This window comes from Enterovirga sp. GCM10030262, assembly GCF_042666435.1.
Lineage (GTDB): Bacteria > Pseudomonadota > Alphaproteobacteria > Sphingomonadales > Sphingomonadaceae > Allosphingosinicella.
Window position 1 is genome coordinate 1,339,401 of record NZ_JBHTDC010000001.1, and the last position, 23,347, is coordinate 1,362,747.

The window sequence follows — 23,347 nt, forward strand, 5'->3', positions numbered from 1 at the left end:
AGGCGGCTTCATCCTTGCGCGGATCGCCGACGCCGATGAGATGAAGCAGACCCTCAGGGCGCCGTCGATCCACCGGCGCCCACCTTCATGCCCGTATGGTGGGCGATGAAGGCCCACATGTCGGCATATTCCTCGATGATCTTGTCGGTCGGCTTGCCCGACCCATGGCCGGCTCGGGTCTCGATGCGGATGAGGTGGGGCGCGCCGTCGGGATCGGCCTGCTGCATCGCCGCGATATATTTGAAGCTGTGGCCGGGCACGACGCGGTCGTCGGTGTCGGCGGTCGTCGCCAGCACCGGCGGATAATCCGCCTGCGCGATATTGTGGTAGGGCGAATAAGCGTGGAGGATCCCGAAATCCTCCTGCCTCGACGGATAGCCGTAATCATCGACCCAGTAGCGGCCGGCGGTGAAGCGGTCGAAGCGGAGCATGTCCATCACGCCGACGGCCGGAAGCGCGGCGGCGAACAGGTCCGGCCGCTGGTTGACGACCGCGCCGACCAGGAGCCCGCCGTTGGAGCCGCCCTGAATGGCGAGCTGGTCCTTCGACGTGATCCCTTGCGCGATCAGATATTCCCCGGCGGCGATGAAATCGTCGAACACATTCTGCTTGTCGGCGAGGCGGCCGGCATCGTGCCACGCCTTGCCATATTCGCCGCCGCCGCGAAGGTTGGCGACGGCCAGCACCCCGCCCTGCTCCATCCAGGCGATGCGCGTCGCCGAATAAGCGGGCGTCAGCGAGACGTTGAAGCCGCCATAGCCGTAGAGCAAGGTCGGCGCCGGCCCGGTCAACCCCTTCTTGTGGACCACGAACATCGGTACGCGCGTCCCGTCCTTCGACGTGTAGAAACGCTGGCCGACCTCATAGGCGGCAGGGTCGAACTTCAGCTCCGGCTGCGCCCAGGGCGCCGCCTGTCCGGTCGCGGCGTCGTAGCGGTAGATGGCGGTCGGCGTGGCGAAGCTGGTGAAGGCGAAGAACGTCTCCGGATCGCCGGCATCGCCGTCGAAGCCGGTGGCGGTGCCGATGCCGGGCAGCGCGATCGTGCCCCTCGGCGTCCCGTCGAGCCCGAAGCGCCGGACTTCGGTCTTGGCGTCGACCAGATAGGAAGCGATCAAAGTGTCGCCGACGATCGAGGCGCCATCGAGGGTCGCCTCGTCCTGGGCGACGATCTCGACCGGCTGTGGATCGGCTTCGGCGATGTCGAGCGTCACCAGCCTGAGCCGTGGCGCGTCCTTGTTGGTGGCGAAGAAGAACCGCGTCCCTTCATTGCCGACATAGGACCAATTATTCTCCAGCCGCTCGATGAGCCTGCGCGGCGCTGCGCCCGGCGCTTCGAGGTCGATCAGGGTCACCGCATATTTGTCGTCCGTCCCTTCCGACGTGGTGATTACCAGCCACTTGCCGTCGTCCGACACTTCCGCGCTATGCCCGCGCTTGGGCTCGCCCGGCGTCGCATAGATCTGGACGTCGGCGGATTGCGGCGTGCCGAGCCTGTGGAAATAGACCGCCTGATTCTCGTTCAGCGCCTGGAATTTCTCGCCCTCGGCCGTCTCGGGAAAGCGCGAATAATAGAAGCCGGAGCCGTCCTTCGCCCAGGCGAGGTTGGAGAATTTGACCCATTCCACCGTGTCGGCGAGCGGCTGGCCGGTGGCGACGTCGAGCACCTTCACCGTCCGCCAGTCGGTGCCGCCGTCCTGCACGGCATAGACGATTCGGCTGCCATCCTCCGAAGGCACCCAGCCGGCGAGCGCGGTCGCGCCGTCCTTCGACCAGCTGTTGGGGTCGATCAGCATCCGCCCCTCGCCATCGACGCTGTCGCGGACGAACAGGACCGCCTGGTTCTGGAGGCCGTCGTTGCGCGTGTAGAAATAGCGGCCGCCTTTCTTCTCGGGCACGCCGAACCGCTCGTAATCGTAAAGCTCCGTCATCCGCGCGGCGAAGATGTCGCGCCCCGGCAGCGTCTCCAGATAGGCGTCGGTCACCGCATTCTGCGCCGTCACCCAGTCGCGGACCGCCTGGTCCTCGCGCACGTCATTCTCGAGCCAGCGATAGGGGTCCGCGACGGCGACACCGAACTGCGTCTCGACCACGTCGCCGCGCGCAGTCTGGGGATAGGTGAGCGGAGCGGCCGCGACTTGGGCGGCGCTGTCGGTTTGCATGGCGATGGCCTGGGTTCCGGCAAGGGTGAGGAGGGGGAGGAGGAGCAGACGGGCGGCGTGGCGCATGGATGGGGTTCTCGCAAGGATGAGGAGGCGCGGAGCTAAGCGGGTCGCCACCTTGTTGTCAAAGCCCGCCGGCGCCGGCGAATAAAGTGGGATCGACCGGTGGACGCGGCGCAAGGCGGCGCTATGAGTCGCGCTCCATGTGGCAACTCTATCAATTCCCGCTCTGTCCCTTCTCGCGCAAGGTCCGGCTGATGCTGGGCGAGAAGGGCGTGGCGCATGAGCTGGTCCGCGAATCGCCCTGGCTGAAGCGCGACGAGTTCATCGACCTCAACCCCGCCGGCCAGACGCCGGTGCTGGTCGAGGAGAGCCGCGGCATCGTCCTCATCGATTCGAGCGCGATCTCGGAATATTTCGAGGAGACGATCGACAAGGCGCCGATGATCCCGGGCACCGCCGCCAACCGCGCCGAGGTGCGCCGGCTGGTCGCCTGGTTCGACGGCCGCCTCCATGGCGAGGTCGTCGGCCCTTTGCTCGAGGAGAGGATGCGCAAGCGCCTCGTCCAGCGCGACCCGCCCGACACCAGGGTGCTGCGCGAAGCGATGAAGATCGCCAACAGCCATCTCGATTATATCGACTATCTGCTCGATCACCGCCGCTGGCTCGCCGGCCCCGTCCTCAGCCTCGCCGATCTGACCGCCGCCGCCCACCTCTCGGTCGCCGACTATCTCGGCGGCATCGACTGGCGCGGCCACAAACAGACGACCGACTGGTATGCGGTGATGAAGAGCCGCCCCACCTTCCGCCCCCTGCTCGCCGAACGCATGGAAGTCATCGCCCCGCCCGCCCATTACGACAAGGTCGATTTTTTCTAACGCAACCCTGCGGCCCAGCCGACAGAACCGCCAGCGCGGAATTGAGTCTCGTGTTCCCGGAATTGCGCCGGAATTGCCAATGAGGGCCTACCTTGGGACGACCTTCAGCCCCGGGAGAGGCTCCACTATCGGCTCGCTCTTGAGCCAGTTCTTGAGAGTCGGAACGATCTTAAGGCACGACGTGCTCCTTGCCGAGCGGAGACTCCTCCGTTCCGCAATATATACACCGCCCAACAGGCGGGTAGTAATGTGTCTCGCCTATCTTAAGCTCAAACATCAGGCGATAATAAAACTATTCCTTGTGAGTCGTCACCCAGCTTTCAGATCGTTCAATCTGGCATTTCCGGGGACGCGGCAATTCCGGACATCCAGAAAAATTCCGTCCACCAATTCCACGCAATACGGGGATAGCCGCTCCGATCTTGACGACGCGCTCCAAGCCACGGCACCAGAGCGCGGACAATCGAGGGGGAAGAAGAATGCGCGCAATTGTCTTTGCCATCCTGATCGGGCTGGCCGCCCCGGCTTCGGCCGCGGACCCGGCCGCGCAGCTCGTCGAGACGATGCAGACCGATCGCGCGCTCGAATCCGTGTTCAAGGACCTGGGACCGTTATTCGGGGCGCAGGTGGTCGCCCAGCTGGAGCGCGAGGAGGCGACGCGCGCGACGATCCAGGAGATCACGACCAAAGGCAGAGGCGGCCGGGAAAGGCTCGAGCAAATCCTGGCCGAGACATTCCTGGCGGAGATGCGCAAGGGCTTCCCCGAGATAAAGGCTGAGCTCGCCGAAGCCTATCGCGGGAGGCTGACCACGGCCGAGCTGGAAGAGTTGAACCGCTTCTTTTCGTCGGGCGTGGGCGCGAAATATGTCGGCCTGGAGCCGGTGTTCGAAGCGCAACTCAAATCCGTCGGCGAGTCTGTCGGGATGAAGGTCGGCATGGCGGTGCTCCCCCGCGCGATGGAGCGGGTCGAAGCCGAGATGATGCAATAAGGACCGAAACGATTTTCCTACAGGCGTGTTTTCATACCGCCCTCCCGCGTGGATAGGATTGAAAAGCAGCCTCATTCCGAAAAGTTCGTGAACTTGCACGGGGAAGCCCGCGATGCGGGGACCCTCCCTATTCCCTCGCTACTTGGCACAAGACGTGCTAGGCCGCCGCCATCACCTGCACATCACGCAAGCATCCTGTGACAGAGAGACGAGATGCTCTCGCTTGCCAATCGAGGTGACTCCGATGGAACAGACCTACTGGCTCGGGCGCGAGCGCGCCGCCGGCGCGATGGCGAGGCGCGCGACCTCATCCGAAGCGCGGCTCATCCATTTCGAGCTCGCCGGGCGCTACAGCCTGCTCGCCATGGCCTGCGGCGAGCCATCCGACGAGGAGACCGGACAATGACCAAGACCGAGGAATATAAGACCCGCGCCGCCGAGGCTCTGGTCGATCTGGACAACGCCACCAACGAGCGCGACCGCGACCGCTTTCGTCGGTCGCACGGCGTGTGGCTGCGTCTGATCGCCAACGTCGACGAAGCCGCCGCGCGGATCGCGGCGCGCACCCCGCCCAAGGTCAAGGCGGCCAAGGCCGGCCTGTTCAAATGAGGCCGGGCGACGCGATCTATTATGCCGAGCTCCAGGCCGGGGCCGAATATCTGGCCGAGCAGGCGTCGGACCCGGCCGAGCGCGCCGTCCACCTGAACATGGCGCGCGTCTATCGCGGCCGCGCCCGCGACGCGGCGCTCTCGGGAGCCGGCGCGACCTTCCACTGAGGGCCGGCGTCCCCCTCCTTCCTTCTACCGAAAGCGATTCACGATCATGGCAGCCAAAGACGTCCGATTTGCCCGCGACGCGCGCGAAGGCATCGTGCGCGGAGTCGATATCCTCGCCAATTCCGTCAAGGTGACGCTCGGCCCCAAGGGCCGCAATGTCCTCCTCGACAAGGGCTACGGCTCCCCGCGCATCACCAAGGACGGGGTGACGGTCGCCAAGGAGATCGAGCTTTCCGACAAGTTCGCCAACATGGGCGCGCAATTGCTGCGGGTCGTCGCGACCCGGACCAGCGACCATGCCGGCGACGGCACCACCACCGCCACCGTGCTCGCCCAGGCGATCGTCCATGAGGGCATGAAGTCGGTCTCCGCCGGCGCCAACCCGATGGATCTGAAGCGCGGCATCGACCTCGCCGTCGCGAAGGTGGTCGAGGATCTGAAGGCGCGCTCGCGGCCGGTGTCGAGCACAAACGAGATCGCCCAGGTCGGCATCATCTCCGCCAATGGCGACGAGGAGGTCGGCCGCTCGATCGCCGAGGCGATGGACAAGGTCGGCAAGGAAGGCGTCATCACCGTCGAGGAAGCCACCGGCCTGACCCTGGAGCTCGAGCTGGTCGAAGGCATGCAGTTCGACCGCGGTTACCTCTCGCCCTACTTCATCACCGACGCCGAGAAGATGATCGTCGAGATGAACGACCCCTACATCCTCCTCCACGAGCGCAAGCTCGGCAAGCTGCAGGATCTGCTCCCCCTGCTCGAGGCGGTGTCGCAATCCGGCCGGCCTTTGCTGATCATCGCCGAGGACATCGAGGGCGAGGCCCTTGCTACGCTCGTCGTCAACAAATTGCGCGGCGGCCTCAAGGTCGCGGCGGTCAAGGCGCCCGGCTTCGGCGACCGCCGCCGGCTGATGCTCGAGGATCTCGCCGTGCTGACCAAGGGGCAGGCGATCTCCGAGGAGCTCGGCCTCAAGCTGGAAACCGTCACGCTCGACCTGCTCGGCACCGCCAAGCGCGTGACGATCGACAAGGACAAGACCACGATCATCGACGGCGCCGGCTCGAAGGAGGACATCCAGGCCCGCGCCGAGCAGATTCGCGGCCAGATCGAACGGTCCGACAGCGAATATGACATGGAGAAATTGCAGGAACGGCTCGCCAAATTGTCCGGCGGCGTCGCCGTCATCAAGGTCGGCGGGGCCAGCGAGACCGAGGTCAAGGAACGCAAGGACCGGATCGAGGACGCGCTCCACGCCACTCGCGCCGCGGTCGAGGAAGGGATCGTGCCCGGCGGCGGCACGGCCCTGCTCTACGCCGCCAGATCGCTCGACGGCATCAACCCGCCGAACGAGGACCAGGCGCGCGGCATCGACATCATTCGCCGCGCGCTGCGGGCGCCGCTTCGACAGATCGCCGAGAATGCCGGCATCGACGGGGCGGTCGTCGCCGGCCGGCTGCTCGATGGCGGCGACGAGACGATGGGCTTCAACGCCCAGACCGAGGTCTACGAGAATCTCATCGCCGCCGGCGTGGTCGATCCGACCAAGGTCGTCCGCTCGGCGCTGCAGGACGCGGCTTCGGTCGCCGGCATGATCGTCACCACCGAAGCCGGCGTGACGGAATGGGACGAGGAGGATAGCGGCACGCCGGGCACTCGCTTCGGCTAAAAGGACGCCGAGGCGACCCGCGAAGGCATCGGCACGATCGAGGGCGAGGCCGCCCGGGTCAGCCTGCCCGCTTCGCGGTCACGAAATAGTCCAGCGACTTGTCGTCAGAGAGGCTGAAGCCACGGGTGAGCGAGAAGGCCAGGCCGGTCATGTCCACCACCTCCAGCCCGGCATCCCCGAGCAGCGCGCCGAGCTCGTCGGGCGTCAGGAACTTGTCCCAGTCGTGGGTACCCTTCGGGATGCGGCCGGAGCCTTCGCCGAGCACGATCATCATCAGCCGCGAGCGCGCCGTCCTGTTGGGCGTCGACAGGATCAGCAGCCCGTCCGACGCCAGCGCGCCCGCCAGCCCGGCGACGAAGGCGCGGGGATCGCTCACATGCTCGACCACCTCCAGCGAGGTGACGAGATCGTACGTGCCTTCCAGCGTCTCGATGCCGCCGACGCGATAGTCGATCGCCAGCCCCTGCCCCTCGGCATGGCGCCGCGCTACCGCGATCGTCTCCGACGCGGCGTCGATCGCGGTGACCTCCGCTCCCAGCCGCGCCAGCGGCTCCGCCAGCAGCCCGGCGCCGCAGCCGACGTCGGCCACCCGCTTGCCCGCCAAGGGCCGACGCTCATGTTCGTCGATCCGCCAGTGATGGTCGATCCGGTCGCGGACATAGCCGAGCCGAACCGGGTTCATCTTGTGAAGCAGGGCCGACGAGCCTTTCGGGTTCCACCAGTCGGCGGCCATCCGGCCGAAATGCGCCGCCTCCTTCGGGTCGATCGTGCCGAGCGGCTCGCTTGCATGTGCCATGGCGCCCCCTTATCAGGACCGCGCTTCCTTCCCAAGGCTTTCCCAAGCGAGACGCATGGCCCGCATCGTCATGAAATTCGGCGGCACCTCGATGGCCGGCATCGAGCGAATCCGCCACGTCGCGGGGCTGGTGAAGCGCGAGGCCGAGGCGGGCCACCAGGTCGCCGTCGTCGTCTCCGCCATGGCGGGAGAGACCGACCGCTTGATCCATTTCTGCCGCGAGGCCTCGTCGCTCTACGACCCGCGCGAATATGACGTGGTGGTCGCATCGGGCGAGCAGGTGACCAGCGGCCTGCTCGCCATCACGCTCACCGGCATGGGCCTCAATGCGCGCTCCTATATGGGCTGGCAGCTTCCGATCCGGACCTCGGCCGGCCACGCCGCCGCCCTCATCGACGGCGTCGACGCCGACGTGCTGGAGCGGGTGTTCGACGAGAGCGGCATCGCCGTCATACCGGGATTCCAGGGCCTCGCCGCCGACGGCAGCCTCGCGACCCTGGGCCGGGGCGGCTCGGACACCTCGGCGGTGGCGGTCGCGGCAGCGATGAAGGCCGACCGCTGCGACATCTATACCGACGTCGACGGCGTCTACACGACCGACCCCCGCATCGTGCCGAGGGCGCGCAAGATCCCGGTCATCACCTATGAAGAGATGCTGGAGCTCGCCAGCGTCGGCGCCAAGGTGCTCCAGACCCGCTCGGTCGGCCTCGCCATGCGCGAGAAAATCCCGATCAAGGTGCTGTCCTCTTTCGACGACCGCCCCGGCACGATGGTCGTCGCCGAAAACGCAATCGAGGAAGATATGGAACGCCAAGTCATCACCGGCATCGCCTATGAAAAGAACGAGGCGAGGATGACCCTCACCGCGATGCCCGATACCCCCGCCGCCGCGGCCTCGGTCTTCGGCCCGCTCGCCGAGGCCGGCGTCAATGTGGACATGATCGTCCAGAGCGTGCCCCGGGCGGGCGAGCGCACCGACCTCACCTTCACCGTTCCCGCGACCGCGCTGGCGCAGGCGGTGGACGTGCTGGAACGGCTCAGGAGCGAAATCGGCTTTGCCGACATCCTCACCGACACCGCCATCACCAAGGTCAGCATCGTCGGCGTCGGCATGCGCGGCAATCCCGGCGTCGCCGCTTTGATGTTCAGGACGCTCGCCGACCGCGGCATCAACCTCCTCGCCATCACCACCAGCGAGATCAAGGTCTCGGTGCTGATCCCCGAAGATTATACCGAGCTGGCCGTGCGGGTGCTCCACACCGCCTACGGCCTCGACGCGGAGAGCGAGGCGTGAACAGCCCCCGTGATGCCAGCGGAGGCTGGCATCACGGGACCAGAAAGACGCCGGCACCCTATCCGGCCTGAGACCCCAGCCTTCGCTGGGGTGACGGAGTGAATATGAACGACGCACAGATCTCACTGGGCCACGACCGCCTCGCCCGCCTGATGAAGCGCGGCACCGATTTCCTCGGCTGCGAGGTCGCGATCATGGGCGGCGCGATGAGCTGGATTTCCGAGCGCAACCTCGTCTCGGCGCTCTCCAATGCCGGCGCCTTCGGCGTCATCGCCTGCGGCGCGATGACGCCCGACCTGCTCGACACCGAGATCGCCGAGACGAAAAAGCGAACCGATCGCCCGTTCGGGGTCAACCTCATCACCATGCATCCGATGCTGTCGGAGCTGATCGAGACCTGCAAGCGCCACGAGGTCAGCCACGTCGTCTTCGCCGGCGGCCTCCCCCCGACCGGTTCGATCGAGCGCGTCAAGGAAGGCGGCGCGAAGCTCGTCTGTTTCGCTCCCGCGCTTGCCCTGGCGAAGAAGCTGATCCGCTCCGGCGTCGACGCGCTGGTCATCGAGGGAATGGAGGCGGGTGGCCATATCGGCCCTGTCTCCACCTCCGTCCTCGCTCAGGAGATTCTGCCCGAGGTCGGCGCGGACGTGCCCGTCTTCGTCGCCGGCGGCATCGGCAAGGGCGGGCTGATGGCCGGCTATCTCGAAATGGGCGCGTCGGGCGTTCAGCTCGGCACCCGCTTCGTCTGCGCCGACGAATGCATCGCCCACCCCAATTTCAAGAAGGCGTTCATCCGCGCCTCCGCCCGCGACGCCATCCCCAGCGTCCAGATCGACCCCCGCCTCCCCGTCATCCCGGTTCGCGCGCTCAAGAATCGCGAGATGGAGAATTTCTCCGCCAAGCAGCGCGAGGTCGCGCAGCTACTCGACGAGGGCGCCGTCGAGATGGCCGAGGCCCAGCTCCAGATCGAACATTATTGGGCCGGCGCCCTGAAGCGCGCCGTCATCGACGGCGACGTCGAGAGCGGCTCGGTCATGGCCGGCCAGTCGGTCGGCATGGTCAAGAAGGAGGAGCCGGTCGCCGACATCCTCCGCACCCTGATCGACGAGGCCGCGCACGCGCTGGAGCGGCGCAGCCACTGACGCTCCCCTCAGCCGGGGAAGATGAAGTCCGTGACGGCCAGGGTCGTCACGCCTTCCAGCGTCGCGATCAGGACCAGGCTTTCCTCGCCGCCCGCGCCGTCGGCGTCGTACCAGAGCCGCGACGCGTCGGTTTCGAACAGGAACATCGGACCGCTTCCCGTCGAGACCAGTTCGGTGCCGAGCTCGACCCGAAATTCGGGAAACTCCGATGAGATCGACGCGTGGAACCAGCTGGCGGGAATCTCCAGCCTGTCCTCACCGCGCGTGAAATCGGTGATGACGTCGCCGGGCCAGTCCGAATTGTAGCTCGCGCCCGGCTCGAGAATGAACCGATCCGCGCCGCCGCCGCCGGTCAGCGTGTCGGCATCGTCGCCGCCGTCCAATATGTCGTTGCCGCCGCGGCCGTTCAGGACATCGTCCGCATTGCCGCCGAGCAGGATATTGGCTGCGCCGTTCCCGAACATGATGTCGTTGTAGAAGCTTCCCTCGAAAATCTCGACGGACGAATAGGAATCGTTGTCCGCGGCGCCGTCGTTCCTGGCCTGGTGGGCGAGGTCGAGATAGACCGAGGCGGCGCCAAAGCCGAAGCTGACCGTGTCCCTTCCCTCGCCGCCGTCGATCGCGTCCGCGGCGCCGTCGTCGAGAGACATCCGGAAGACATCGTCGCCGCCGTCGCCCGACAGATTGTCGCCGCCGCTCCTGCCATGGAGGATGTCGTCGCCGTCGCCGCCGGAAAGCTGGTCGGCGCCGGTGCCGTCGTCGTAGAGAATGTCGTTTCCGGCGCCGCCTTCCAGGCGATCGTCGCCGTCGTCGCCGCGCAGGATGTCGTTGCCGCCGTCGCCGCGCAGCACGTCACCGCCGCCGCCGCCGAAGAGCATGTCCTCCAGCCCGCCGCCGGTGATGTCGTCGACGCCCGTGCCGCCGACGAAACTCAGCTTCTCGAATCCGCTCACGACCGCGCCGTTGGCGAGGATGGTGACGGCGCCGGTGAGTGCGTAGGCGACTCCGACCGACGATGCGCCGAACGTCATCCGGATCGTGTCCTGGCCCGTCCCGCCCGCCGCGGTATCGCCCGCGCCGATGGCGACCAGGTCGTTGCCGGCGCCGGCGTCGATCACGTCCTGCTCCGCGCCTGCGTCGGCGCCGTCATAGTAAGAAAGGAACGATCCGATAATGTCGTCGCCGCCGCCGCCGAAGATCGTATCCGCGCCATTGCCGCCATAGATATAATCGCCGCCGAGGCCCCCGCCGAGCCGGTCGGCGCCGTCTTCGCCCTGCAGGAGGTCGCTGCCGTCATCGCCCGCGATATGATCGTCGCCGCCGGCGCCCGCCAGGCGATCGTCTCCATCCCCACCGTAGATCCGGTCGGCCCCGAACGGCTGGTTGAAATCGTCCCCGTATATCTGGTCGTCGCCGGCGCCTCCGTAGAGCCGGTCGTTGCCAGCCTGGCCGAAAAGCGAATCATTGCCTTCATTGCCCTCGACCAGGTCGTCGCCGCCGCCGCCGAGCAGGTAATCGTCGTGCCTCCAGCCGCCGAGCCGGTCGCCCAGCGCGGTGCCGGCAATCTCATAACGTTCGACGTTGACGATCGTCAGGCCGCCGGAGACCCGGTACGAGGTCAGCGGATCCTGCGCGAGGAAAACGAGGCGGGTCGTCCGTCCCGAAAAATCGGCGACCAGATAGTCGGTGCCGGAGCCGCCATCGACCCGGTCGCCGGCCATTTCGACGACGTTGCCGACAAAGAAGGTGTCGAAGCCCGCGCCGCCCCACAGCGAATCCCGGCCGGCGCCGCCGGTGATCCTGTCGTTGCCGGCGTCGCCGAACAAACGGTCGTTCCCGGCCTCGCCATTGATCCGGTCGTCGCCGAGCCCGCCGCGGATGATGTCGGCGCCGCCGCCGGAAACATTGTCGGCCCGATCCCCCCAAAGCGTATCGTTGCCGTAGCCGCCCCGGATCGTGTCGTCGCCGAACAGACCGCGGATGAGGTCGTCGAAATAGGTGCCGTCGATCGTCTCCGCCAGAGCGGGGTCGTCGTTTCCGTCGATGATGGCCATGCGCTTGCTCCCTATGCCGTTTCGGCGGCCTCCTGGGGGTCGACGCGGAATATGCGATGACATTTGCGACCGGGATGCGGCTGCCGGCGATGGGCGGTCGCAACCGGCGATATTCTCGACGATTTCATCGACGAACCGCCGCCATTGGAACCCCGGCCTCTTTCTGATAGCGCCGGGCCATGCCGGAAACCTCCGTCTCCTCCGCCCGCGAGATATTGACCGGGCTTCACGACGTGATGGCGTCCCGCTCCGGCGCGCAGGCGAAATTGAACCGCGTCGTCAGGATCATCGCCGAGGCGATGTCGAGCGAGGTCTGTTCCATCTACCTGCTGCGCGACGGCGTGCTGGAGCTTTTCGCCACGGTCGGCCTCAACCAGAGCGCGGTCCACGTCACCCGGCTGGCGATGGGCGAGGGCCTGGTCGGCACCATCGCCGATCAGGCGGCGGTGCTCAATCTCGACGAAGCCACCCGTCATCCCGAATTCGCCTATCGGCCCGAGACCGGCGAGGAATTGTATCACAGCTTCGCCGGCGTCCCGATCGTGCGGCGCGAGCGGGCGATCGGCGTGCTCGCCGTCCAGCATGCCGAGAGCCGGGCCTATGACGATGTCGAGATCGAGGCGCTGCAGACCGTCGCCATGGTGCTGTCCGAGCTGATCGCCGGCGCTGGCCTCGTCGACAAGGCGGTCGAGGCCGTCGGCGCGGCGCGCGACGCCGGCTCGCTCCGCCTCGCGGGCCTCAGGCTCGTCACCGGCATGGGGCGGGGCGCCGCCGTCTATCACCAGCCGCGCATCCTCATCGAGCATACCGTCGCCGAGGATATCGAGGCCGAGCGCCACCGCGTCTATTCCGCCTTCCGCAAGATGCGCGAGCAGATCGACACGATGACCAACATGGCGGAATTCGGCACCGCCGGCGAGCATCAGGAGATACTCGAGACCTACAAGATGTTCGCCTATGACGAGGGCTGGTCGCGGCGGATCAACGAGGCGATCGACAGCGGCCTCACCGCCGAGGCCGCGATCGAGCGCGTCCAGCAGCGCACCCGGATGCGGATGCGCGAGATAGACGATCCGCTGCTCGCCGAGCGGATGCACGATCTCGACGATCTCGCCAACCGGCTGCTGCGCATCGTCTCGGGCCGCCTCGGCACCGCCGCCCAGATGGGCCTCCAGAGCGACACCATCCTGATCGCCCGCAATCTCGGCCCCGCCGAATTGCTCGAATATGACCGGCGCCGCCTCAAGGGCGTGATCCTCGAGGAAGGCTCCTTGACCGCCCACGTCACCATCGTCGCCCGCGCGATGGGCATCCCGATGCTCGGCCGCGTCCGCGACGTTCGCCAGGCCGTCGGCGAAGGCGACGACATCTTGCTCGACGTCGGCGAATCGGCGGCCTTCGTCCGGCCCGGCCCGACGATCCACGAGGCGTTCGCGGCCAAATTGGTGGTGACGCAGAAAAGGCGCGCCGAATTCGCCGCGCTCCGCGACGTCCCGCCCGTCACCCTCGACGGCGAGCGCATCACCGTCATGGTCAATGCGGGCCTGCGCGACGACGTCTCCGCGCTCGACGTCACCGGCGCGGACGGGATCGGCCTGTTCCGCACCGAATTCCAGTTCCTCGTCTCGGCGACGCTGCCGCGGCGCGAAGCCCAGCAGCGTCTCTACCGGTCGGTGCTCGACGCCGCTGGCGACCGTCCGGTTATCTTCCGCACCATCGACATCGGCGGCGACAAGGCGCTGCCCTATCTCCGCGTCGACAATGGCGGAGAGGAAAATCCGGCGATGGGCTGGCGCGCGCTGCGCCTCGCCCTCGATCGCCGCGCGCTGATGAAGGCCCAAGCGCGCGCCTTGCTGGAAGCGGCCGCCGGCCGCGAGCTCAACATCATGTTCCCGATGGTGTCCGAGCCCTGGGAATATGAAGAGGCGCGGGCGCTGGTCGAGGGTCAGCGCGCCTGGCTCGCCGGCAAGAAGAAGCTGCTGCCGTCGAACATACGCTACGGCGCGATGCTGGAAGTGCCGGCGCTCGCCGAGATGCTCGACCTGCTGCTGCCGAGGCTCGATTTCCTGTCGATCGGCACCAACGACCTCACCCAGTTCCTGTTCGCCGCCGACCGCGCCCATCCCAGGCTCGCCGAGCGCTATGACTGGCTCAGCCCCGCGATCCTGCGCTTCCTGCGCCGCGTCGCCCGCGAAGCCGACGCGCATGGCGTCCCCGTCGGCGTCTGCGGCGAGATGGGCGGGCGTACTTTGGAAGCGATGGCGCTGATCGGCCTCGGCATCAGGCGGCTTTCGATCACGCCGGTCGCGGTCGGGCCGGTCAAGGCGATGATCCGCTCGCTCGACCGCGCCGCGCTGGCGCCGGCGATGGCGGCGCTGCTGGAGCGGCCGCCCGCGGACATGCGCGGCGCCTTGTCCGCCTGGGCGGAAGAGAATGGGGTTTCGATAGGCTGACGCGCTCGCGCGCCGGTCCGTGTGACAAAGAACGGCTTCGGTTGACATATGCGGCCTGCTGCTATGTCATGATGCGGAACAATCGGCGGGCGCGGAGCGCCGGCGGGCGGGGTATTTGAATGAGCGAAGCGGATCCGGAGCGCATGACCATCCATCCCATCGGCGAAAGGCTGCGCAAGGCCCGCGAAGATCAGGGCCTCACGCTGGAGGACATCGCCAACCGGACCCGAATCCCGATCCGCCATCTCCAGCATATCGAGAAGGGCGAATGGGATGCGCTTCCCGCCACGACCTACTCGATCGGCTTCGCCCGCTCCTACGCCAACGTCGTCGGCCTGAACGGCAGCGAGATCGGCGTCGAGCTTCGCGAGCAGCTCGGGCACACCCGTCCGCCCGCCGCCGCCGCCGCTTATTACGAGCCGGCCGACCCGGCCCGCGTCCCGCCCCGCTCGCTCGCCCTCATCGCCGGCGTCATCGCCCTGCTCCTCGTCATCGGCTATGTCGTGTGGCGGAGCGGCGCGGTCGACGATTCCGCGCTCGATGAAAATGCGGCCTCGGGAATCGAGACGCCGCTCGCCGAGCCGGAGCCGGCCGTGGCTCCGCCCGGGCCGGCGCAGCCGCTGGGTGGCCCCACCGCCGCCGACGCGGCCGGACCGGTCATCCTCACCGCCACCGACACGGTCTGGCTCCGCGTCTACGAGGCGGACGGCGAGCGGCTGTTCGAGAACACGCTCCAGGCGGGCCAGCGCTTCGTCGTTCCGTCGAACGCCGAGCGGCCGCAAATCCTCACCGGCCGTCCCAACGCGCTGAGGGTCACCGTCGGCAATGCGGAGATTCCGCCGCTCGGCGGCGCGGAGGAGACGATTTCGGGCGTCAGCCTCACCCCCGTCGATCTGCTCGCGCGGGTGCGCGGCGCGGCGCCCGCCGCCCCCGCGCCGACGCCGCCACCGGCCGGGTGAGCTTCATGCTGGCGACAGGCGGATCGGCTTAACAGCCAACCGCATCGATACACCGCGCGGGGAACAAAAAATGCGTTTACATCTACTGGCCGCCCTCCTTCTCGCCGGCACGGCCATGCCCGCCGCCGCCCAGGAGCGGGTCGAACGGCGCCTCGATCGGCTCGAGCAGGAGATGGACGCGGTCCAGCGCCGCGTCTTCCCCGGCGGCGGCGCCGAATATTTCCAGCCTGAAATCCGCCCCGAGGTTTCGACCAGTGTAGGCGGCGTTCCGGCCGGCAGCGCCTTGTCGGACCTCACCGCCCGCGTCGATGCGCTCGAGGCCCAACTCGCCCGGCTCACCGGCCAAACCGAGGAGAATGCCTTTCGCCTCCGCCAGATCGAGGATTCGCTGAACCGCTTCAAGAGCGACGCCGAATCCCGTTTCTCGGCGATCGAGCGCCCGCCCGCCCCCCGCCCCGAGCCGGTCGAGAGCCCGCCCGTCGACGCCCCGCCCGCGCCGGCCGACGGCGCGCCCGCGACGGGCGATCCGGGCGAGGACGCCTATCTGGCCGGTTACCGCCTCTGGGAGCGCGGCAGTTTCGCGGACGCCCAACTGGCGCTCGAAGCGGCGGCGAAGAAATATCCCGATCATCGCCGCGCCAGCTTCGCCCGCAACCTCGCCGGGCGCGCCGCGCTCGACGCCGGCAAGCCTGCCACCGCCGCCAAGCTGCTCCTCGCCAATTATCAGGAGGATCCACGCGGCGAGCGCGCCGCCGACAGCCTCTATTTCCTCGGCCAGTCGCTGATGGCGCTGAAGAAGCCCGCCGACGCCTGCAAGGTCTATGCGGAGCTTCAGGACGTTTACGGCACGACGTTGCGCGATTTCCTTCGTCAGCGCCTTCCCGAGGCGCGCGCCGCCGCCAAATGCGAATGACCGCGCGCGTGAGCGGGCCTATCTCCGGCAGATCCTGACCGGCACGTCGCGCCGTTCGCGCGCATCCCAGGCGACTTGCGTCTCGCAGCGCGGCGGCGGAGCGGCGAGGGCGTCGTCCGCATATTGTCCGTCATAATGGTCGTAAGGATAGCCGCGGTCATAGTCGTAGGCGACGCGGCCGCGCGCCGGCCAGGTTCGCGGCCCCGAACGGGCGTCGAAGAAGCCGCTGCGGCGATCAGGAACATAGGCGCCGCCATCACCGAGCCCGAAACCGAACCAGCTTCCTCGTCCCCGGCCTCGGCCTCGGAAATCGCCGTGCGACGGTCCGATATCGGAGAGAGAGGAGCCGGCGACGGCTGGTCCGGGGGCGACCGGGCGGGTCACGATCGCATGGCCCGGTCCATCGGCCAAGGCCGGCGCGGCGACCAATGCCGCCACGAGGATTGCCGCCCGAGCCGCGAGAAGCGGTTGCATTTCCACCTCCATCATGCCCCCGTGGGAACGTATAGCATTCTCGGGCGGGTCGCCAAAGCGTCATCCGGGAAGAACGGCAGATTTCCGGCTTTCGCTAAAATGACGCTATGAAGGCGCATGGGCCCCTCTCCTGACCTCGTCGCCCGCTTCCGCCATGACCTCGAGGCGCTTGACGGGGAACCGGAGCGGATCGGCACCGCCGTCTCCGGCGGCCCGGACAGCCTCGCTTTGCTGCTCCTCGCGGCCGCCGCCTTTCCCGGGCGAGTCGAGGCCGCGACCGTGGACCATGGCCTCCGCGCCGAAGGCGCCGAGGAAGCCGCGCTCGTCGCGGCGCTCTGCGGCCGGCTCGGCTGCCCCCACGAGACGCTGAAGGTGGAGGTCGCCTCCGCCGGCGCCGGGTTGCAGGGCGAGGCCCGCCGCGCCCGCTACGCCGCGCTTCGCGCCTGGGCCGGGCGACGGGGTCTTCCTCTCCTCGCCACCGCCCATCATCAGGACGATCAGGCCGAGACCTTGCTGATGCGCCTCCAGCGCGGTTCCGGTCTCGCCGGCCTGTCGGCGATCCGCCCGATCCGTCCGGAGGGCCCTTCGCTCCTCCTCGTCCGCCCTATGCTCGGCTGGACGCGCGCCGAGCTCGCCGGGATCGTGGCCGCGGCCGGCATCGCCGCCGCCGACGATCCTTCCAACCGCGATCCCCGCTTCGACCGCGTCGCGATGCGCCGATTCCTCGCCGCCAATCCGCAATTCCAGCCGGCCCGCCTCGCCCGCAGCGCCGCCGCCTTGCGCGAAGCCGGCGACGCATTGGCCTGGGCCGCGGACCAGCTCGCCCCGGATCGCCTCACCTCGGCCGGCGGCGAATGGCGGATCGATCCGGCCGGCCTTCCCCGCGAGCTCCGCCGCCGCCTGCTCGCCCGCGCCGTCGCCGAGATTCGCGACGCCGCCGGCCTCGCCTCGACACGAACCGTGGGCGAGGATGTCGAAAGCCTGCTGGCGACGCTCGAGGCGGGCGGCGCTGGCACCCTGGCGGGTGTGATGGCCCGGGGCGGCGCCGTCTGGCACCTCCGTCTCGCCCCCCCGCGCCGCGCGTAACCATTATCTAAGGAACCGTCGCTAGACCTGTCCCGGCAGAGAGGGGGGATCGATGCTGCGACGCGTTCCCAGGGACCGGATTCGCCTGGGCATGTACATCCAGGCCATCGAAGGGCCGTGGCTGGACCATCCGTTCTGGCGGAGCCGCTTCCTGCTCTCCGATCCGGCCGACCTCGCGGCATTGCTGGGCAGTAGCATACCCGCCGTGACCATCGACGACGCCAAGGGCCTGGGCCTGGGCGACGCGCCGGTCGCCGCCCCGCAAGTGCCGCCCGGTCAGCCGCCGCCCGCGGCTCCACGCAAGCCGGCCAGACCGCCGCCCGCATCCTGCACCGCCGCCGAAGAACTCGACCGCGCCGCCCGGATCGTCGGCCGTTCCAGGAAAGCGGTCGCCCGCCTGTTCGAAGAAGCGCGCCTTGGAAAAGCAGTCGATGTCGCCACCGTCCTGCCGGTCGTCGACGAGATATCCGCCTCGGTCGCGCGCAACGCGTCGACCCTGATCAGCATCACCCGCCTCAAGACCAAGGACGAATATACCTATATGCATTCGGTCGCGGTCTGCGCGCTGATGATCAACCTCGCCCGCCAGCTCGGCCTCGCCGAGGCCGCGACGCGCGACGCCGGAATCGCCGGGCTGCTCCACGATCTCGGCAAGACGGCGATGCCCGACCATATCCTCAACAAGCCCGGCAAGCTCACCGAACCGGAGTTCGAAATCATGCGGACCCATCCCGAGCGCGGCCACGAGGCGCTCGCGCTGAGCGCCGGCATGCCCGATGCGGCGCTGGACGTTTGCCTGCACCATCACGAGAAGATCGACGGAAGCGGCTATCCCAAGGGTCTCAAGGGCGAGGAGATCAGCCTGCTCGCGCGGATGGGAGCGGTCTGCGACGTCTATGACGCGGTCACCTCCAACCGCCCCTACAAGGACGCCTGGGGGGCGTCCGATTCGCTGTCGGCGATGTTCGGCTGGAAGGGGCATTTCGACGAGAATATTCTGGCCGCCTTCATTCGCGGCATCGGCATCTATCCGGTCGGAACGCTCGTTCGTCTCGCCTCCGATCGGCTGGCGGTCGTCGCCGACCAGAATCAGGCCGATCTCACCAGGCCGATCGTCCGCATCTTTCATTGCGCGGACAAGCGCGCGGGCCTCCCCCTCCACGATCTCGACATCGCGCGATGCCCTGACGGCGACCGGATCGTGTCGCGCGAAGATCCGGACATATGGGGCTTCGCTCCGTGGAACGCGCACTGGACGAAGATACTCCGCTGCCAGGCCGGACGAACCGGGGCTGGCGGGGCAGCGCCGAGGCGCGCGAGCAGGCGCATGGCCGCCTGATGGCGTAAGCACCCGTTCAGCCTCAGGCCTACATTGTCTTGTCCCTCGGAATGCCTATTTAGGTCGGGAACCACAGACGGACTGACAGCCATATGAGCGACGACAACAAGCAGGAACCCCAGGGCGGCGGCAATCCCTGGATGAAGAGCCTGTTCATCTGGGCCGGCATCCTGCTCGCGCTCGTCCTGTTCGTGCAGGTCGTCGACGGCGGCGGATCGTCCGCGGCCGATAACGGCATGGGCTATTCCGAGTTCCTGAACCGAGTGGATGAAGGCTCGGTCAAGCAGGTCGTCATCCAGAAGGATGTGATTTCGGGCCAGCTCACTAACGGCGAGGCCTTCCGTACCTATGCGCCGTCCGATCCCCAATTGGTCGATCGGCTGCAGGAAAAGGGCGTCGCCTTCTCGGCCGAGCCCGAGCAGCAGACCTCGGTGTGGCTGATCCTGCTCTACCAGTCGCTGCCGTTCCTCCTGATCCTCGGCATCGCCTTTTTCGTCATGCGCCAGATGCAGAAGAATGCGGGTTCCGGCGCGATGGGCTTTGGCAAGTCCAAGGCCAAATTGCTCAGCGAAAAGCATGGCCGCGTCACATTCGACGACGTCGCCGGCATCGACGAGGCGCGCGAGGAACTGCAGGAGATCGTCGATTTCCTGAAGGATCCGACGCGGTTCGCGCGGCTGGGCGGCAAGATTCCCAAGGGCGCCTTGCTGGTCGGCTCGCCCGGCACCGGCAAGACCCTGCTCGCCCGCGCCATCGCCGGCGAGGCGAACGTGCCCTTCTTCACCATCTCCGGGTCCGATTTCGTCGAGATGTTCGTCGGCGTCGGCGCGAGCCGCGTCCGCGACATGTTCGAGCAGGCCAAGAAAAGCGCGCCCTGCATCGTCTTCATCGACGAGATTGACGCGGTCGGCCGCCATCGCGGCGCCGGCCTCGGCAACGGCAATGACGAACGCGAGCAGACCCTGAACCAGCTGCTCGTCGAAATGGACGGCTTCGAGGCAAACGAGGGCATCATCATAATCGCCGCCACCAACCGGCCCGACGTGCTGGACCCGGCTTTGCTCCGCCCGGGCCGCTTCGACCGCCAGGTCGTGGTGCCGCGCCCGGACATCGAGGGGCGCGAGAAGATCCTCGCCGTCCACATGAAGAAGATACCGCTCGCGCCGGATGTCGACGCGCGCACGATCGCCCGCGGCACGCCGGGCTTCTCCGGCGCCGATCTCGCCAACCTCGTCAACGAGGCGGCCCTGCTCGCCGCGCGTATCGGAAAGCGCCTGGTCGCGATGGCCGAGTTCGAGCTCGCCAAGGACAAGGTGATGATGGGCGCCGAGCGACGCTCGATGGTGATGACCGAGGACGAGAAGAAGTCGACCGCTTATCACGAGGCCGGTCATGCCCTCGTCTCGCTCCACGTCCCCGGCTGCGACCCCTTGCACAAGGTCACCATCATCCCGCGCGGCCGCGCGCTGGGCGTGACCTGGAACCTCCCCGAGCGGGACCGCTATTCGATGTCGATGAAGCAGATGAAGGCGCGGCTGGCGCTCTGCTTCGGCGGTCGCATCGCCGAGCAGATCATCTACGGACAGGATGAATTGAACACCGGCGCCTCCAACGACATCCAGCAGGCCACCGAAATGGCCCGCGCGATGGTGATGGAATATGGCATGTCGGAGAAGCTCGGCTGGCTGCGCTACCGCGACAATCAGGACGAGGTCTTCCTCGGCCATTCGGTGGCACGGACCCAGTCGATCTCGGCCGACACCGCGATGCTGATCGACCAGGAGGTCCGCCGCCTGATCGAGGAGGCCGAAGCGACGGCGCGCACGGTGCTGACCGAGAATCTCGATGAGCTGCACAAGCTCGCCGGCGCCCTGCTCGAATATGAATCGCTTTCCGGCGAGGAAGCCAAGAAGGCGATCAAGGGCGAGGATATCGGCCGCGAGGATCCCAACAACAAGCGGCCGATCCTGCCCGCCGCCGGCTCGTCCATCCCGAGCACCCGCAAGCCTCGGGGCGGCATCGGCGGACCGGCACCGCAGGGCGCCTGACAAACGCGATACCGAACAGGTCGGTCAGTCTTCGGACTGGCCGGCCTTTTGGTTGCGCCAGACACGCCAGCCGACCCAGAACCAGCCGGCGATCATCAGCGTCCCGCCGATCGGCGTGACCGTCCCCAGCCAGCGCAGGCCGGTGAGAGCCATCAGATAAAGACTTCCCGAAAAGATCAGGGTGCCAGCGACCAATGAAGCGGCGGGCCGGCCAAGCCCCTGCAAAGGCGCGGCCCCAAGAGCGATCAGGCCGATCGCATGCCACATCTGGTACTGGGCGGCGGTCTCCCACCATCCGAGCGCCTGCGCGTCCAGCCTGGAGCGAAGGCCGTGCGCTCCGAACGCGCCGAGCGCCACGCCCAGGGCGGCCAGCGCTGCGCCGGCGGCAAATATCCGGCTGCGCGCCGCATTCACGCCACCGCTCCCGCCGTCACCAGTAGCGACAAGAACAAGCTGCCGGCGATGAAGGCGAACATTATCAGCGCGAAGGTCCGCCATAGCGCGCTCCGACGGGAAAGCCGGTAGGCACCCTTGAGCTGGCGATAGATGTGGATCGGCGGGATGAACACCATCAGGAGATTGACGACATTATCTCCGAAACCCAGCACTCTGAGCAGGCTCAGCGCGATAAGGCCGAGGCTCATGAAGGCGATGGAGTAAGTGACGAAGACCGTGTGGTCGTAGGCGCGATACTCCCGGTATCTTCTTCGGTGGAAAAAGAGCAGCCAGACGAACGGCACCGAAATCGGTATCAGCGCCCAGGAGAATTTATAGGCGTTGGTCTGGATCTTATACGCCATGAGCGACGGATTCTTGCTGACTTTGCCGAGCACCGCATCGAAGGCGCTCCAGCCGGTTTCCATATCGCTTTGGATGGCGCGAGTCTCCGCGTCGGGCACGGCCGGTGCCGCTTCCTCATACCCCGGAACAAATATCCTGCCGGCCTGCTCCCGCACGTTCAACTCGCGTTCGGCTTCCGTGATGTCGCGGTCGATGGTCGTGGTCGACTCTCCCGCGGCCTCGAGGCGCTCCCGCTCAGCCCTGAGCGCGCCAAGCTTTTCGCGCGCATCGGTCTGCTCCTTGCGCAGTTCCTGGACGGCTTCGGGGCGATCGGTTGCCGTCTCTTCGGCGGAGAAGGGCCCGCCAACCATGCTGAAGACGGCAAACATCAGGAAAACGGAGAACAGGAACATCGCGATGGGCGACACGAACCTCGCCCGTTCTCCCTCGACATAGCGCCGGGTCAGCTCGCCCGGTTTCCATGCGAGCAAGGGAAGCGTGCGCCAGATCTTGCCGTCGAGATGGAGCACCCCGTGAACCAGATCATGCCACCAGGCGGTCAATGTCCGGTGGACATGGCCGGACTGGCCGCAATTGTGGCAATAGCCGCCGATCAGGACGGTTCCGCAATTGAGGCAGGCGCCGTCCCCTCTTCGCGATTCCCCCGTCCCGGGTTCGACGGCACGCGCAATCATCCCGCCCGTCACCGCCTCGCCCACGCCTTCAAGTCCTTCGGTCATCTCGACGGCCCCCTCGTCCTCAAAAGGCACTTTGCCGCAGTCAGGCCGCATCGTCGAGGCCGTTCGCGCTTGGCGCCGGCCGTGCTATCGCGCGGCTCATGCGGAAAATCGGTCTCCTCGGGGGCTCCTTCAACCCGGCTCATCGGGGTCACCGGCAAATCAGCGTGCGGGCCATGAAGGCGCTCGGGCTGGACGAAATATGGTGGCTGGTATCGCCCGGCAATCCGCTGAAGGAGGCCGCCGGGATGGCGCCGCTCCCCGCCCGCTTCCGCTCGGCACGGCAGGCGGCGCGAGGGCTCCCGATCCGCGTCACCGCGATCGAGCGGGAGCTCGGCACGGTTTATACCGTCGATACCTTGGCCGCGCTGACCCTGCGCTTTCCCGATCGCCGATTCGTCTGGCTGATGGGCGCCGACAATCTCGCCCAGTTCCACCGCTGGCGCGACTGGCGACGGATCGCGGCGACGGTTCCGATTGCGGTGGTGGCGCGACCCGGATATGATGGCTCCGCCCATCGCGCACCCGCAATGGGTTGGCTGCGTGGCTTCGTCCGGCCCGCGAGCCAGGCCCGGCAATGGACGAAGTGGAGAACGCCGGCACTCGTGCTGCTGAATCTGCCGCCCGATCCGACGTCCGCCACCGGCATCCGCGCTGCCGACCCCGATTGGCACCAATCGCCCGCCCGACAGTTTAACCTTATGGCGCTCCGCGACGGCGTAACGCGGCGGCCATTGTTCCCAAGGAGGCCTTTTGCCCGCACCCGCACCCGCTCCACATAAGAGTGGAGACCAACAGGTCGAAGCCCTG

General features: G+C 67.4%; 21 protein-coding genes. 15 read left to right on the forward strand and 6 right to left on the reverse strand.

Translation table 11 applies throughout. The features are described 5' to 3' along the window. Positions 1 to 53: 53 nt before the first annotated feature. Positions 54 to 2,225 (reverse strand): prolyl oligopeptidase family protein, encoded by a 2,172-nt coding sequence (locus ACFQRC_RS06535; protein WP_379959133.1) that lies wholly within the window; start codon positions 2,223 to 2,225, stop codon positions 54 to 56. Positions 2,226 to 2,362: 137 nt separating this feature from the next. Here ACFQRC_RS06535 and ACFQRC_RS06540 point away from each other — a divergent pair, with 137 nt between their 5' ends. The 6 genes from ACFQRC_RS06540 (at position 2,363) to groL (ending at position 6,465) form a co-directional block, all read left to right on the forward strand. Then, positions 2,363 to 3,037 carry a glutathione S-transferase family protein gene (locus tag ACFQRC_RS06540; RefSeq protein WP_379959136.1) on the forward strand — a complete coding sequence of 225 codons (675 nt, stop codon included), beginning with the start codon at positions 2,363 to 2,365 and terminating at the stop codon, positions 3,035 to 3,037. Between the two features lie 479 nt (positions 3,038 to 3,516). After that, entirely contained in the window at positions 3,517 to 4,026 is a 510-nt protein-coding gene (locus tag ACFQRC_RS06545) for a DUF2059 domain-containing protein (protein WP_379959138.1), read from the forward strand. Positions 4,027 to 4,270: 244 nt separating this feature from the next. Beyond that, positions 4,271 to 4,432, forward strand: coding sequence for a hypothetical protein (locus ACFQRC_RS06550; protein WP_379959141.1), 162 nt, complete (start codon positions 4,271 to 4,273; stop codon positions 4,430 to 4,432). Further along, complete coding sequence (locus ACFQRC_RS06555) at positions 4,429 to 4,635, forward strand: hypothetical protein (protein WP_379959144.1); 207 nt, start codon at positions 4,429 to 4,431, stop codon at positions 4,633 to 4,635. Before ACFQRC_RS06550 ends, ACFQRC_RS06555 begins: the two co-directional genes overlap by 4 nt. Next, positions 4,632 to 4,802 carry a hypothetical protein gene (locus ACFQRC_RS06560; RefSeq protein WP_379959146.1) on the forward strand — a complete coding sequence of 57 codons (171 nt, stop codon included), beginning with the start codon at positions 4,632 to 4,634 and terminating at the stop codon, positions 4,800 to 4,802. The genes ACFQRC_RS06555 and ACFQRC_RS06560 overlap by 4 nt, the downstream gene beginning before the upstream one ends. Positions 4,803 to 4,848: 46 nt before the next feature. Continuing rightward, positions 4,849 to 6,465, forward strand: a complete 1,617-nt coding sequence (gene groL / locus ACFQRC_RS06565; RefSeq protein ID WP_379959148.1) for a chaperonin GroEL — start codon at positions 4,849 to 4,851, stop codon at positions 6,463 to 6,465. A 58-nt stretch (positions 6,466 to 6,523) separates the two neighbouring features. Here groL and ubiG read toward each other — a convergent pair whose 3' ends face one another. Beyond that, on the reverse strand, positions 6,524 to 7,261 hold the full coding sequence (gene ubiG / locus ACFQRC_RS06570) for a bifunctional 2-polyprenyl-6-hydroxyphenol methylase/3-demethylubiquinol 3-O-methyltransferase UbiG (RefSeq protein ID WP_379959151.1): 738 nt from the start codon (positions 7,259 to 7,261) through the stop codon (positions 6,524 to 6,526). A 55-nt stretch (positions 7,262 to 7,316) separates the two neighbouring features. Between ubiG and ACFQRC_RS06575 the strand changes: the two genes are divergently transcribed. Continuing rightward, positions 7,317 to 8,555 (forward strand): aspartate kinase, encoded by a 1,239-nt coding sequence (locus tag ACFQRC_RS06575; RefSeq protein ID WP_379959154.1) that lies wholly within the window; start codon positions 7,317 to 7,319, stop codon positions 8,553 to 8,555. Positions 8,556 to 8,659: 104 nt separating this feature from the next. Continuing rightward, the gene (locus ACFQRC_RS06580; protein ID WP_379959157.1) at positions 8,660 to 9,694 is read left to right on the forward strand and encodes an NAD(P)H-dependent flavin oxidoreductase; all 1,035 of its coding nucleotides are present in this window, start codon (positions 8,660 to 8,662) and stop codon (positions 9,692 to 9,694) included. A gap of 8 nt (positions 9,695 to 9,702) precedes the next feature. Here ACFQRC_RS06580 and ACFQRC_RS06585 read toward each other — a convergent pair whose 3' ends face one another. Further along, positions 9,703 to 11,748, reverse strand: coding sequence for a calcium-binding protein (locus ACFQRC_RS06585; protein WP_379959159.1), 2,046 nt, complete (start codon positions 11,746 to 11,748; stop codon positions 9,703 to 9,705). 179 nt (positions 11,749 to 11,927) lie between these two features. On the opposite strand from ACFQRC_RS06585, the gene ptsP reads away from it, so the two are divergent. The 3 genes from ptsP (at position 11,928) to ACFQRC_RS06600 (ending at position 16,073) form a co-directional block, all read left to right on the forward strand. Further along, on the forward strand, positions 11,928 to 14,201 hold the full coding sequence (ptsP, locus tag ACFQRC_RS06590) for a phosphoenolpyruvate--protein phosphotransferase (protein ID WP_379959161.1): 2,274 nt from the start codon (positions 11,928 to 11,930) through the stop codon (positions 14,199 to 14,201). Between the two features lie 119 nt (positions 14,202 to 14,320). Next, the gene (locus tag ACFQRC_RS06595; protein WP_379959163.1) at positions 14,321 to 15,160 is read left to right on the forward strand and encodes a helix-turn-helix domain-containing protein; all 840 of its coding nucleotides are present in this window, start codon (positions 14,321 to 14,323) and stop codon (positions 15,158 to 15,160) included. A 70-nt stretch (positions 15,161 to 15,230) separates the two neighbouring features. Further along, positions 15,231 to 16,073, forward strand: coding sequence for a hypothetical protein (locus ACFQRC_RS06600; protein WP_379959165.1), 843 nt, complete (start codon positions 15,231 to 15,233; stop codon positions 16,071 to 16,073). Between the two features lie 18 nt (positions 16,074 to 16,091). On the opposite strand, the gene ACFQRC_RS06605 is transcribed toward ACFQRC_RS06600, so the two are convergent. Further along, positions 16,092 to 16,547, reverse strand: coding sequence for a hypothetical protein (locus tag ACFQRC_RS06605; RefSeq protein ID WP_379959168.1), 456 nt, complete (start codon positions 16,545 to 16,547; stop codon positions 16,092 to 16,094). A gap of 117 nt (positions 16,548 to 16,664) precedes the next feature. Here ACFQRC_RS06605 and tilS point away from each other — a divergent pair, with 117 nt between their 5' ends. The 3 genes from tilS to ftsH all read left to right on the forward strand — a co-directional run bounded on the left by tilS (position 16,665) and on the right by ftsH (position 21,020). After that, on the forward strand, positions 16,665 to 17,633 hold the full coding sequence (gene tilS, locus ACFQRC_RS06610; RefSeq protein ID WP_379959171.1) for a tRNA lysidine(34) synthetase TilS: 969 nt from the start codon (positions 16,665 to 16,667) through the stop codon (positions 17,631 to 17,633). Positions 17,634 to 17,685: 52 nt separating this feature from the next. Then, positions 17,686 to 18,972: an HD-GYP domain-containing protein gene (locus ACFQRC_RS06615; RefSeq protein ID WP_379959174.1), complete on the forward strand. Its 1,287-nt coding sequence runs from the start codon at positions 17,686 to 17,688 to the stop codon at positions 18,970 to 18,972. A 92-nt stretch (positions 18,973 to 19,064) separates the two neighbouring features. Then, the gene (ftsH, locus tag ACFQRC_RS06620; RefSeq protein ID WP_379959176.1) at positions 19,065 to 21,020 is read left to right on the forward strand and encodes an ATP-dependent zinc metalloprotease FtsH; all 1,956 of its coding nucleotides are present in this window, start codon (positions 19,065 to 19,067) and stop codon (positions 21,018 to 21,020) included. A 24-nt stretch (positions 21,021 to 21,044) separates the two neighbouring features. Here ftsH and ACFQRC_RS06625 read toward each other — a convergent pair whose 3' ends face one another. Further along, positions 21,045 to 21,434, reverse strand: a complete 390-nt coding sequence (locus tag ACFQRC_RS06625) for a DUF423 domain-containing protein (RefSeq protein ID WP_379959178.1) — start codon at positions 21,432 to 21,434, stop codon at positions 21,045 to 21,047. Further along, positions 21,431 to 22,519, reverse strand: coding sequence for a DUF3667 domain-containing protein (locus ACFQRC_RS06630; protein WP_379959181.1), 1,089 nt, complete (start codon positions 22,517 to 22,519; stop codon positions 21,431 to 21,433). The genes ACFQRC_RS06625 and ACFQRC_RS06630 overlap by 4 nt, the downstream gene beginning before the upstream one ends. 119 nt (positions 22,520 to 22,638) lie before the next feature. On the opposite strand from ACFQRC_RS06630, the gene ACFQRC_RS06635 reads away from it, so the two are divergent. Next, positions 22,639 to 23,319 (forward strand): nicotinate-nucleotide adenylyltransferase, encoded by a 681-nt coding sequence (locus ACFQRC_RS06635; protein ID WP_379959184.1) that lies wholly within the window; start codon positions 22,639 to 22,641, stop codon positions 23,317 to 23,319. The last annotated feature ends 28 nt before the right edge of the window (positions 23,320 to 23,347 follow it).